This is a genomic window from Bacillus sp. SA1-12 (genome assembly GCF_000981385.1).
GTDB lineage: Bacteria > Bacillota > Bacilli > Bacillales > Bacillaceae > Metabacillus.
In genome coordinates this window covers 91,437-104,907 of record NZ_LATZ01000010.1, presented here as the reverse complement: position 1 = coordinate 104,907, position 13,471 = coordinate 91,437, and the positions used below count along the sequence as shown (strand labels likewise).

9 protein-coding genes are annotated in these 13,471 nt (G+C 38.6%); 1 reads left to right on the top strand and 8 read right to left on the bottom strand.

The features are described from left to right. Window positions 1-88: 88 nt before the first annotated feature. From WQ54_RS09125 to WQ54_RS09100, 6 genes are all read right to left on the bottom strand, one after another. Window positions 89-955, bottom strand: a complete 867-nt coding sequence (locus tag WQ54_RS09125; protein WP_046515247.1) for a glycerophosphodiester phosphodiesterase — start codon at window positions 953-955, stop codon at window positions 89-91. A 265-nt stretch (window positions 956-1,220) separates the two neighbouring features. Beyond that, a complete protein-coding gene (locus WQ54_RS09120) occupies window positions 1,221-2,099 on the bottom strand; it encodes an endonuclease/exonuclease/phosphatase family protein (RefSeq protein ID WP_052737723.1) in 879 nt (292 codons plus the stop codon). A gap of 540 nt (window positions 2,100-2,639) precedes the next feature. Next, the gene (locus tag WQ54_RS09115; protein WP_046515244.1) at window positions 2,640-4,022 is read right to left on the bottom strand and encodes an L-cystine transporter; all 1,383 of its coding nucleotides are present in this window, start codon (window positions 4,020-4,022) and stop codon (window positions 2,640-2,642) included. 143 nt (window positions 4,023-4,165) lie between these two features. Continuing rightward, complete coding sequence (locus WQ54_RS09110; protein WP_046515242.1) at window positions 4,166-4,927, bottom strand: GTP cyclohydrolase II; 762 nt, start codon at window positions 4,925-4,927, stop codon at window positions 4,166-4,168. Window positions 4,928-5,064: 137 nt separating this feature from the next. Continuing rightward, entirely contained in the window at window positions 5,065-6,561 is a 1,497-nt protein-coding gene (locus WQ54_RS09105; RefSeq protein WP_046515237.1) for a triacylglycerol lipase, read from the bottom strand. A gap of 154 nt (window positions 6,562-6,715) precedes the next feature. Continuing rightward, the gene (locus tag WQ54_RS09100) at window positions 6,716-7,699 is read right to left on the bottom strand and encodes a DMT family transporter (protein ID WP_084821916.1); all 984 of its coding nucleotides are present in this window, start codon (window positions 7,697-7,699) and stop codon (window positions 6,716-6,718) included. Window positions 7,700-7,813: 114 nt separating this feature from the next. Between WQ54_RS09100 and WQ54_RS09095 the strand changes: the two genes are divergently transcribed. Continuing rightward, window positions 7,814-9,217, top strand: a complete 1,404-nt coding sequence (locus WQ54_RS09095) for a PLP-dependent aminotransferase family protein (RefSeq protein WP_046515234.1) — start codon at window positions 7,814-7,816, stop codon at window positions 9,215-9,217. A gap of 135 nt (window positions 9,218-9,352) precedes the next feature. Here the strand turns inward: WQ54_RS09095 and WQ54_RS09090 are convergent, their stop codons facing one another. Together WQ54_RS09090 and WQ54_RS09085 are read right to left on the bottom strand one after the other, a co-directional pair. After that, window positions 9,353-10,762, bottom strand: coding sequence for an alpha-glucosidase/alpha-galactosidase (locus tag WQ54_RS09090; protein WP_231597488.1), 1,410 nt, complete (start codon window positions 10,760-10,762; stop codon window positions 9,353-9,355). A gap of 179 nt (window positions 10,763-10,941) precedes the next feature. Next, window positions 10,942-13,419 (bottom strand): glycosyl hydrolase, encoded by a 2,478-nt coding sequence (locus WQ54_RS09085; protein WP_231597487.1) that lies wholly within the window; start codon window positions 13,417-13,419, stop codon window positions 10,942-10,944. Window positions 13,420-13,471: the final 52 nt, after the last annotated feature.

Genomic DNA, 13,471 nt, shown 5'->3' with positions numbered 1-13,471 from the left:
AATGATCTACTCAACAATCAGTTTCAAAGATTAAAAAACTCAAGCTGGGTATGCTTGAGTTTTTTTAAATAGAATGAGTTTCGCAGATTTATTTACCTTTTTTTACTTCATGAAGCCTGTCAGGGAAGTTTGTAAACATTCCTGTCACACCCCAGTCGATTAGCTTACTCATTGTTTCTTTATCATTTACGGTATATGGGTGAATTTCCAGGTCGCTGTTAACTACCTTTTGAACATAGTCCTCATTTAAATAAGTATGGTTTGGCCCCACGCCCATTGCATACTCTTTTATCGCTGTAATTTCAGAATCAGTAATAACTGCATTGCTTCGATATGAAAGCAGCTGAACAAGTTTTACAGATGGATCGAGCTCGTGCATCGTTTTCAGGCTCTCTGCACTAAATGATTGAACAAGCAGGGTATCTTTATTGATGTCATATTTATTGATTAGACGTAAAAGCTCTTTTTCCATACCTGGATAAACATCAGGGGATTTCGTTTCAATATAATAGTTTTTGTTTTTTCCAAACGTTTGGAAAACCTCTTCAAGTGTTGGCACCTTTAATCCAGCATAATCAGGGTTTGCATATTCCGGGTATTTTTCATTAAACCAGCTGCCCGCATCCAACTGCTTAATTTCTTCTAATGTATAATCTTTTACAAGTCCTGTTCCGTTTGTCGTGCGGTCAACTGTTTCATCATGCATGGCAATTAGCTTTCCATCGCTAGTCATTTGCAAATCAACTTCGATATAGTCACCGTGCATTTTTTCTCCCATTTTATATGCGGTAATCGTATGTTCTGGTGCATGCCCAGAAGCTCCGCGATGGGAAACATTGACGATTTCATTATACTTTTCCTTTGCTGATACCGTTCCAGCACTTACCGTTAAACTAACTCCAATTGCTAGTGCTCCAATCGCTGATAACCATTTTGTTTTTTTCAATTTTCGCATCTCCTTCTTCTTATAAACTACTTTTCAAAAATACCAAAATAGTATTAATTTTCTTTTACATATAAGTAAAAACTAAAGTTGCTAGTTTACAAGATCTTAAAAGACGATTCATGGTTTTAACAAAAGATCAAAGACAGATTCTCGCAAAAAGAGGATCTGACCCCAAATACACAATATAGGAACGACAAGTTGCAGAAGTCCTTTATATTGATGTTAGATGAAGGGGTCAGACCCTTGTGAGAATGCCTATTTTATTATAACTTAATTACTTATTTCCATTAGAAGACGGTTCTTCACGATCCAATACAATTTCTGCCGTGATTGGAAGGTGATCAGAAGCCAAGGTTTCAATCACTTGAGTAGAGACTGTTTCAACGTCTTTGGATATAAATATATAATCAATTCGTTTCGTTGGATTTTCTGCAGGATACGTGTTAGCATTGGCTGCATTTGCAAAAACATCGAGATAATTTGTCAGCATTGGCTTCATTTCATTGCTTTCCGGAACTGCATTTAAATCCCCCATGATGACTTTCGGACCTTTTACTTTACTGGCAATTGCATGAATTTCGTTAACCTGTATTTCCCTTTCTGCTGAAGTTAAGGCAAGATGAGTATTAAAAAAGTGAAGATGATTCCCTTTCACATTGATCGTTGCATCCAACAGGCCGCGCTGCTCTGTATTGCCTATTTTCGTTAATAAGTGATTTTCCGATGAAATGATCGGATATTTACTTAAAATGGCTGTCCCATACTGACGACGATGCTCACCTTCATTTAATGGATCAAGATCTAGGTTTGGAGCATATGTATAAAACATTCCAAGACGTTCTGCCAGCCATTTCGCCTGATCTTGAAAGTCGCTGCGTTCTGACCAATGGTTGTCTACTTCCTGTAAGCCCACAATTTCCGTATTTGACTCTTCAATAATTTTAGCAATTCGTTCCAAATCCAAAACACCGTCAATTCCTTCAGCATGATGGATGTTAAAGGACATCACCTTTACATTTACTGAGTTATCGTGTTCTTTGGCAAATGATTTGTTGCCTAGATCTAACTGGGAATTCATCAAAAACGCAATTACCGCAATAAACAATATTTTTCCAACTTTCCCCTTACCACTTTTCTTCTTACGTATTCTCATTAGCTATTCTCCTCCTATTAAAAGCTTTTTCAAAAAAAGAATATCAAATGAACTCATAGCCATTATTGCATTTATGTAAAAAAGAGTATAGATTTGATTACTTTTTTATTAATTCAATCCAATTATCCTATGATGAAATTCTCATTCAATTAAAGAGATCGTCTTTTCTCTAAAGACTGCAGCATACAGAAATTGCTCTTATCAATTTAGGGCCATTAGATTATTTATTGAATAAGCGTTATAATAAGAGAAATAGGTAAACTTATTTAGGGTGGTGGCTTACTTGAGAAATCGTCACAAAAGACAAAAGCGGAAACGTGATCTCGTGAAGGATTATCTAAAAAATAAATTAAAGAATTTGCTTCCAAAACCTAACAAAAACCCTGTATCAAATCACAAAAATAATTAACGTTAGCAATCGGCTAGAAAGAGTTCACATGATCTGTTACCATAAAATTTTTTCACTCTATAAAAAGAGGCTATCTCCAAACCAAAGGGTCAACCCTTGTGAGACAGCCTCTTTTCGTATTATTTATCTGATTAAGCTTCAGCTAACTTCTCTTGCTTGTAAGTCTCTTTATCTAACTCACCTGTTGCTTTTGCTGTTAGAACCCCTGCTGTCATACTTCCGCTGACATTTAATGCAGTACGTCCCATGTCAATTAATGGCTCAACTGATATTAAAAGACCAACAATCGCAATTGGCAGGTTTAAGATCGATAGAACAATTAGAGCAGCAAATGTTGCACCGCCGCCGACCCCTGCGACACCAAATGAGCTAATGGCTACAACTAAAATAAGAGTTGCGATAAAGCCAGGACTTGTCGGGTCGATACCTGCTGAAGGAGCGACCATTACCGCCAGCATTGCTGGATAGATCCCTGCGCAGCCATTTTGCCCGATTGATAGTCCGAAAGAACCTGCAAAGTTAGCGATTCCGTCTGATACACCAAAACCCTCTGTCTGTGTTTTAATATTCAATGGCAAAGTACCTGCACTTGTACGTGAAGTAAAGGCAAACGTTAATGTTGGCAACCCTTTTTTCACATACTTTGCCGGGCTGAGCTTAACAAGTGCTATTAAAAGAAGATGTACAATAAACATTGCGATTAACGCGACATAGGATGCGATGACAAACTTTCCTAATTTCACAATCGCTGCATAATCACTTGTTGCTGTAACCTTTGTGATAATTGCAAGAATTCCATAAGGTGTCAGACGAAGAATAAGTGTTACAATTCTCATCGTCATTTTGTACAGCGTATCAATAATCTTGGCAAAAAATTCACCATGCTCCGGTTCCTTACGCTTTATCCCTAGATAAGCCATTCCTACGATTGATGCAAAAATTACGACCGCAATTGTAGAAGTCGGACGGGCACCCGTTAAATCCTGAAACGGATTAGCAGGGAACAGCTCAATGATTTGTTGCGGTATGGTCATATCTTGTACGCCAACAACTTTTTCTTCTAATTCTGCATTTCGGGACTGTTCTGCCTCACCTGCTGTTAGCTCCATACCATCAAGGCCAAAGCCTAAAGCAGAGCCAATTCCAATTGCCGCAGAAATCGCCGTTGTTCCAAGTAAAATTCCGATCACCAGAAAACTGATTTTCCCAATGTTTTTTGTCAGCTTTAACTTCGTAAATGCTCCAACAATGGAAACAAATACAAGCGGCATAACAATCATTTGCAATAGCTTCACATAACCGCTGCCGACAACGTTAAACCAATCTATGGTAGTCGTTGTTACCTCAGATGTTGCTCCATAGATTAATTGAATAATAAGACCAAGTACAAGGCCTAAGCCTAAACCAGTGAACACTCGTTTTGAAAAGGACACATGTTTTTTCTGCATAGTGTACAGTCCAAATAAGAGTAAGAGAAATACTATGATATTAATAATAACTAGAAATGTATTCATTCTAATTCTCCTTTCTATTTGCTTTTACAAAATAAAACTATAAGTCAATTATTCCAATGCGTCAAGTAGGAATTACTGAACATCAATTTTTATTTTTTTACAAAGGGAGATTGCATTCTGCTCTCCCTATCAGCTTATCGTTTTTACTCATCTGGACATCCCCCTTTTAAATGACCAGAACGAATAACCTTTGTTTCCAAGTATTTTTCATTAAACTCAGAAACATCCCCCCATAATGGAATCCTGCCTGCGACATTTGCGCCAGATGTTTGCAGCGCATCTAATTTCCTCGGATTGTTGGTAATGAGCGTTACCGGGTTTGAACGCAACGTTTTCAGGACGCGAATCGCATCATCATAATTTCGTGCATCATCGACAAAACCGAGTTCCAGATTGGCTTCCACTGTGTCCAAGCCTTGTTCCTGAAGGACATAAGCCATTGCTTTACTAAATAAGCCAATCCCTCTGCCTTCGTGATTCGCTAAATAAAATAAAGCACCTGATCCGTGAGCAGCAATCATTTTCATTGCCTGCTTTAATTGAAAACCGCAGTCACAGCGCTTGCTGCCAAAAATATCCCCAGTATGGCAGATGCTGTGCATGCGAATTAAGGCATCTTCAGAGTGTTGAAAATCTCCATATACGAGCACACTCGATTGCTGCATTTCTGCTAAATTGGAGGAGGCTAAGGTTTCAATGATGCTTTCCGTATTATATGACCCGTCATCACAAAAGTGACCTGCCATATTGTCGCAGCGCAGCCAGCAGTACCATTGAAAGAGCGTTGTTTCACCGTCCAGATTAACAGGCAATTTGATTGGGCCGACTAAATAGATCGATTTCTCGCCGCTTTTGATGACATTGATTTTCTCTTCTAAGATAGATGTCACTTTTTTATTTACCATGAATCCTTCCTCCTGATTATGTCGTTCGGAACTGTTTTCTTATATTATTACCCATTAAGAGACATATAAATCTCTTTCATTTGTATTGGGGATGAAGAAGGCGCTTGGCTAAATAAAGGGAAAGCCCCATATAGCAATTACTGATAAAAATGAACCTGACCCTTAGCGTCAATATAAACCGTTTTGATCATCGTTCTTTGAAACCTTTGTTTATTCAGAATCCCTGTCATATCGATCGTTATATTATAAACCCCTTCACCGATTTTAGGAAGTTTAAAGCTTCCATCTTGTTCCTCCTTTATCATGATGTTTCCCATTTTTAATTTCCCATCTTTATAGTATTCAATCGTCATCGTTGATTTTATCTGTAAACTGTAGTCTTTTGCTTTAAGCTTTATGTTATTGTCTGTTAGGTCAATTTTTAGATTCTCGTGAAGGGGACTATCAAATGTGATGTTTAGCAAGTAGTGTGCCAGCTGGTCCGACTCTGCGTTTATCGACCACTGTCCTGCCTGAGGATTTTTAATACTGAGTGAATGATGATAGGCATTGCTAAAATATCCTGTTGCATCCTTTTCTATCGTAAATGACGCATATGACTTATTTGTTGGATCTTTAAGCGACAGCTCTGTTACTGGTACGCTGCTGATCCAATTCATTGTGATTTCTTTTACCCCTTCTTCAACAACAAATGATTCCTGCTGTTTCGTTGTATATTCTCCTCCCCTAGTATAGGAAGCTAGTTCATTAAAAGCGGCGGCTGCTTCATCCTCTGCTTGAGGGCTAATGGCTGCTGCTACATCCAGGTCATTTAAATACGGTTTAAATAAGTGGAATGTGGAAGTGCCTTCTTTTATGGTTGTATGGTTCCATTCACCGACTGTTAACTCAGTACCATAAGTTAGCTTCGAACTGTTTACCGTGACCGCTCCATCATTTGGGCCATACCCACTTAAATATAGACCACCCCAATAAAGCGAGGTGCCAAAATCTCCCCATTTTGTTCCGCCTAACGTATAAAAGGAGTTTCTATGAACATTTGCATGTTGATCTGTTTGAGAGCGAAAATAATTCATATACCCTGTTTGCAAGGAATAGGTTGCATCATTTTTACTGCCGATTATTCCGCTTAACCATTCTGCCCAGCTGCTATAAGCAAGATCAGCCAATTGTGAACCATAATGTGGTGCTGACAAGGTGATCACTCGTTCTACATACGGAAAGGCCCCGTAATGAACAAGAGCTGACTGAGCATCAATCCCGCCTTTGCTATGGGAAACAATTACAAGCTTTTTACCAAAATAATCATACATCTCATGAATTTTTTCAGCTAATAGCTTGCCATTATCCCACATATTTTTCGTTGGGTAAAGATCGATGAATACAGTCTCATAACCATTTTGATAGGCAGTATCATACATATTATTTTCATTCCACCAGGTATTTGATGAGCTGTTTAGTCCGTGGATAAAAAGAATTGGATAGTTTGAAGGTGATACATAAGAAGGTTTGGTGCCAACATACCACTGCCCAGGGATTCCCGAAGGATCATCTTTTCCAAAAGAGCCTGCATGACTTAATGGCGGCAGCAAAAAGGACATTCCGACAAATGTAAAAATCAACTTTCTAACCATTACCCACTCTCCCTTTCATCATTTAAGGGCTAATAAAGGTTCGTCTAAGAAGAAAGCTGCTGTTTTTACCCTTTCCTTATCTTTATGATATAACAGAATAGAGAAGATTAAAAACCCCTCTCATAAAGAATATGACTTAAGAGGGGTTCTGCACCTATCTTTTTGTTTTTCTTGCTTTTATGACTAAATTGATTCCAGAACCTTTCGTTAACGTCAAAGCGGTCACACCCTGAAAAGGCAGCCGCCGTCCTCTGACCAGTTCCCTTATTGTTTCATAGTTAACCAATACCGTACCTGCGATGATTGTTAAGGCACCTAACCCAGTAATCCACGAAAAATATTCATCATACACAATGACACCTAATATAACCGCAATGATTGGTGAAATATAGAGCCAAGTAGACGGAAATACCGGATTTGTTCGTGACACAAGCCAATAATACAGAGTATGGCCAACCATGGATCCAAATAAAATTAAATAGAGAAGCGAGCCCAACGAGGCATAACTTAAAAATGCATCAAGCTGAATCGTCTCAGTACATAATGATAAAAAGAGCAATAATAACCCGCCGTGCATCATTTGTGCTGCATTTAATGCGATCGGTGATGAAGCTGTAAATTGCTGAATCACACTCTTCGAATACAGGGTTCCAGAAGCATAAAAGACTTCACCAATTATGATTGCAGCACAACCAATCACCCAGAACACGCTAATTTCAATGGAAAAGCTGGGGATAATTAATAGCAAAACACCAGCTACCCCGATCATGCAGCCAAAAAATGAGCTTCCTGCTGCTTTTTGTTTTAATACGAATGACTGCATCATCATAATCATCATCGGACCTGTTGCTGATAACACCGCAGCAATTCCTGAGGTTACATATTGTTCAGCCCAATATAATGTAGCAAATGTTCCAAAGGTTAAGCCAACTCCGGTTAAAAACATTTCTTTCCGAAATAACAGTCGAAATGTCGCTTTGTCTTTCCATGTCATAAAGCTAAATAACAGCAATCCAGCTAAAAAAAAGCGGAGTCCTGCAGAAAAGAGAGGCGGCAAACCTGCATCCACACCAATTTTAATGGCTAAAAATGTCGTTCCAAAAATAAAACACATAAGTACATAATTGATTATGATCATCTAAACTCCTCCTTTTATTCCATCATAAAAGGTAGAGAATAGAACAGTTTGATTTCTATAGAACAGATTAGACATCATCGATGATACAATAAAGGAATAAAAGGGGGAGTCAATGTGAGCAAGGCGGTTCATCAAAGTGATTTTCTGTTCAAACAGGTCTATGATTATGTGATTCATAGAATTGAACGCAAAGAATGGAAGGAACATGATAAGCTTCCCTCTGTAAGGAAAATGGCAGCTGATCTGAAAGTTCATCGCTTAACAGTATTAAAAGCATACCAATTGCTAAAGGAACATGGAAAAGTGTATGTAAAGGATAAATCAGGTTATTTTGTCCAAGCATGTGAAAAAACCACTCCTGAAATGATTGACCCTCCGATTCTTGCTGCAAGTGTACAGAAAAATCATTTATATGACATTCATCAGACACCAGGATTATTTAATTTTTCCCAAGCATTGATTGATCCAAATCTCCTGCCGAATCATTTTTTATCGGATTATGTGAAAAAAGTGTTTGACTTGTATCCAAAAGTGCTTGCAACCTATTCAACTGTGCAGGGTGATGAAGAACTTCGGGAAGCGCTAACGAACTATTTTATGAATAAGTATAAAACATTTTTAGGTGCTGAGGATGTAATGATTACATCTGGGTCACAGCAAGCGATTCATTTAATCTCACAAGCTTTTATTAAACCTAGAGACACTGTTCTTTTTGAAAGACCCAGCTATAGTGCGGCAATTGATATTTTTAGAGCACAAGGAGCCCATATCGTAACTGTAGATATTCATGCAGAGGGCTATGATTTAGAGCAGGTGGAAGCCTGTATGAAACGATATAAACCACGTCTCTTTTATCTAAATCCAACTTTTCATAACCCGACTGGTTATACAGTTCCTGCCTGGCAGCGAAAAAAATTAGTCGACTTAGCTGAAAAATATCGTTGCTTGTTAATTGAGGATGATGCCTACCATGACATCTATTTTACCCAGGCCCCGCCATCGCCAATTTACACGTATGATACGGCAGGAACAGTGATTTATATCCGCAGCTTTTGCAAATATATTTCACCTGGGTTGAGAATTTCTGCGGTTATTTGCCAATCACCATTAATCAGATCATTACTGGCAGCAAAATCATTAGCAGATAACGGCTCACCGCTTCTAAATCAAAAAATCTTTCTTCATTATTTTTTATCTCTTCGGATGCAGCAGCATTTGGAGAAGCTTCGAATTGCTCTGCAGATTCGCAAGGAAATCATGGAGGAAGAACTTTCACCAACGGGCTGGCAATGGACCTGTCCGAACGGAGGCTTAAATTTGTGGGTAAAGCTTCCTGAGCACCTGTCAACTGAATGGCTGGTGGAGCCATGCATTGAGCAGTCAATATCCTTTGTGCCAGGCGTGGTTTGTGATCCATTAAAACAATCATCATCCTGGATTCGCTTGAGTTATTCATATGTAAATGAGATCCAGATTAGGGAAGGAATTAGGCGATTAGTAAAGATTGCGGGCTATTGAACTTGTTCCTTAAGCATTTAAAAGGGGACAGTCCCTTCGTCAAACATTCCTATTTAGAAGTATAGTTTTATAGTTTCTATTCTAAATATTATGTTTAAAGATGACTGTCCCTGAGTTTTCATTTTTTATCTAACCTTAACTTGTAACCGTTTGCTCCAAGTTCCAGCCCGGTAAATATTTATGGGTATTTACAAGCATTTGTTCAAATAGTTCGCTTGCCTGATCCGGACTAAGCTGACTAACAAGCGGGTCCTGGACAAAGGCTTGAAATGCAAGATCTTTATCTTTTGTTAAGGCTGCTTGCAAGGTCGTTTCTTGATTATGAATATGTCGCGAGACCATATTTTGAATTGGTCCCGGCAATTGGCCCGCAAAGATAGGCTGAATGCTGTCATTTCTGAATAAGGCATTTGTTTCAACAACAGCATCAAAAGGCAATCCCTGGATTTGCCCTCTATTTGGCAGGTTCACATTTGTAACTAAATCTCCTAAGCCAAGTAATGCTTTAATCATATCAACGCCTTCTTCACCTGTTGAACGAAGAACAAATTCTTCTTTGCCTTCTGAAAGTCTCTTGCCTTTTTCAAGTAATTCTTGTCTGTTATCCATTCTCCATTGAACGTTTGTCAGCCCGAATTTCCATTCTTTTACTCGGTCAGGACTGTGCAAATACCATGAATTTGGCATAAATTCTGCTAAGTGCCGATCTCCCGCTGCAGCAATTAAACCAAATTTTTTAAATAAATCGAATTTCACCCTTTGAGCAGAGGCAAAATGGTTGTTCATCCAGTGCCCTTTTTCTGTTCCCTCATAGCCCTCTTCATAATATTTATCAACAAACTCTCTATATAATGGGAATAGATCGATATCTTCATAGGTAGCCTTATTAATCCAAGTAAAATGATTGATTCCAAGTACATTAACCTTAATGTCATTGTAGCTGACACCTTCAATTTCCTTCATATCTTTAAGCATAGAAGCTAGCAATTTTTGCGTACCGAATACCTCGTGGCAGCAGCCTATTGCTTTGATTTCCGGGAATGTTGCATATAAAGTACGGACGCATAGACTCATTGGATTTGTGTAATTGATAACCCATGCATTTGGAGCCGACTTTTTAATATGCTGTGCAATATCTACAAAGATCGGAATCGTACGTAATGCACGGACCAATCCTCCTGGACCTATCGTATCGCCTACAGATTGATAGACTCCATATTTTTCAGGCTCATGAACATCAGAAGCCATTTCAGCAAACGATCCCGGAAGAATGGAAATGATGACAAAATCTGCTCCTTGCAGCGCTTCATCCATTGTGGAAACGGCTTCATATTTCCATTTGCCAACAACATCCTCACGGTCGTATAAGCGATTTCCTATTGTTGCATTTGCACATGCAGCCTCATAATTAATATCATACAACTTTACTTTTCCAGATAAACTACCTTCAAGGGCAAGATCGCTCATTAGTCCCCATGCCCAGCCTCGTGAGCCGCCTCCTATGTAGGCAATTTGCAAGTCTTTTCCCTTCGCTTTCATATTCATTGAAAAAATCCTCCTTTTCATCTTGTAAGCTATTAATTTAATATTCGAGAAAAAGAAATAATTACCTTGTTATTTTTGCAAATGTTACTTAATTGTTATAACCATTGCCATGCCATGGAATCCATTCCTTAAAATAAGTCTTTTTCGTTTGTTATCCTATTTTGTTTATCTTACACTTTCTACTCCTTTATTTTTTCACGCAAAAGTTCAAGTGAAACTGGACCAAGTAACCCTGAGCTTAGTCGTGCATGATCCATTTCATTTGCACGATTGTTAGTCACATCCACAGTCAGTTTATTAACACCCATTACAAGATAAGCTGGGTTAACTTCAAAGCGATAAGGTGCCCACATTTTCACACCAACTTCATGTTCATTTACCGTCACCTTTACGATTTCATAGGCTTCACCTAAGTCTAGAGAGACTTTTGTGATTGAATCCATCTCTTCTATCGTAAACTGATTCTCATAGATTACAGTTCCCGAGAAGGATTCCATGCCATTCCAACGAAGCCATGATTCCAATGGAAGATTCCTTTTGTTATTAATCAACCAATTATGATCGAGTTCAATACGTTCTGTTTTAAATCCAGATATTCCCTCTTCCTCAACGAAAGGCTTTTGATCCATATCAACAGCAAACACAATCGAAGATCTTCGTTCGATATTTAATGGAGCAACCATTTTACCATTTTTATGTTGAAGGTTTACTTGTTCTATTTCTCCTGTCCAAGCATCCCATTTTTCTACTTTCCCCTCTTCTTTTAAAGAAAAGGACCCTGTATAGTTTGCTTCGCCTTCATTTACATAAAAATAAAAGAGCTTTCCAGCTTTAACAATTTTACTGACTCTAATATCCTTGCTGACAGGCGAGATCATCACTTCTTCTCGATGGTTTTTAGATAGTGTATCAACGACATCTTCAGGTCCCTGAATAACTTTTGTTCCAATAATCGGAGAAGATTCATGTTCTTCCTTCAAAACAATAACCTCTCCTCCGCTTTGAATAAAACTTTCCAGCTTATCTATGACATCGGATCCTAGTTTGGAGCTAATCTCAATAATCACAGTTTGATAAGATTGACTCTCAATCTTAATTTCCCCATCAATAAGCTGACTTGGTGATAAAAACAAAGATTCCTCTAAATAATTGAACTCTATTTGATTTTCAAATAAAGGCTTTGCAACCTTCCATGGCAAATGGTCCTCTCCGCATAAAATAGCCACAGCTGTTTGATTCGTAGAATCAGTCATTAACCAGCTTAGGCGCTTCATGTATTGAGCAAATTGTTTGTAATACGGCCACCATAAATTATTCGGACCAACATCTGGCGGACGTTCGTGACTTCTCCGTTCGCCCTCAATTGAATAATAAAAGGCGTGTGGACATAGGAGGTTGACCCCTCTGACCAGCAGCCAATCCATATACCACTTCATGTCACCTGGAGAAAGTGCCCATGGACTTTCTTTAGAGCAAACTCCTAGAAATTCATTCAAATTTTTCCGCCTTCCTCTATGTCTTGCTGCATCGGCTGAGCATTTTCCAGCTGTAGAATGTTCTCCTTCTAACGCCTTTCCATCCTCTGGTGCAACCCAACGCCACACAACATCCTGACCAGGAATTTGGAAATGTTCGAGTAAGCTAATGTCACTGCTTTTCGCTGGATGACCTGTTAACGCAATACCGCGGCTTACACACCAGTCACTAATTTGTTTATAATAAGTTTCAGTTAGTCTTTTATTGACGGTCTTGCTAAAGTTACTTTTATGTGTTTCTGTTTCTTCACCAGTATTAAACCATAAGGAAGCTAAATGCTCTTCTTCGTTTCCATGCTGTTTATAATAGGAGAGAAAATCTCTGGTCCAAGGCTTCAAACCTGAAGCTGACCCTCTTCCCAAAATATCTGGCTCATCAGTAAACATAGCAATGACCGTATTTCCAAAATAGTCTTTCAATTGATCGTAGTATCGATCATGTGTGACTCGTATAAATTTTGCGACTGCATCAGGATTTAATAAATCAGCAGATGCTGGTGCATTCTCTTCACCATCGTCTTCACCAAAATGGATACCGCGGATGTTTCCTCCTGAATAGGTTTCAACGAATACAAGAATAGACCAGTTCCCATCAGCTGGAGGACGAAACGATACCTTTCCATTGTGGACATTTAACAAGTTGGATGCAGACAAGTCTATTGTAGTATTGGATGAATCTTTTTTCACGGCTTGAGCCGAAACGATTGAATCTCCGTCCAAAAGATCTATCCTAATTTCATTATCCAAGTTACAAGGATATTCGATCATTTTTAATCCTCTGCTGGCATATTCCGGATTATCTTTAACAACGAATCCTTTTGCTGCACCAGAAGGATACATTGCTTCATCATATAAAATAACCAACATTCCTAATCGTTTTGCTTCTTCTACAGCAGTTTGAACCAATTCCATAAAATAATCCGATAAATATACGATTTCCTCGGGAATTCCAATTCTGGGATGTAAAACGAATCCTGTAACCCCTTTGTCATAAAAATCATTAATTTGTCTTGTTATTTCCGCTTTCGTTAAGTGATCATTCCAAAACCAGAAAGGAATTGGAGTGAATTCCTCTGAAGGATGCAAGAATTGTTGATGCAACGAGCTAACCACTTTTACCACAACCCCTTTCTCCATGGCGTAAATTCGGGAATAATTCCCTTATCCTATCTGT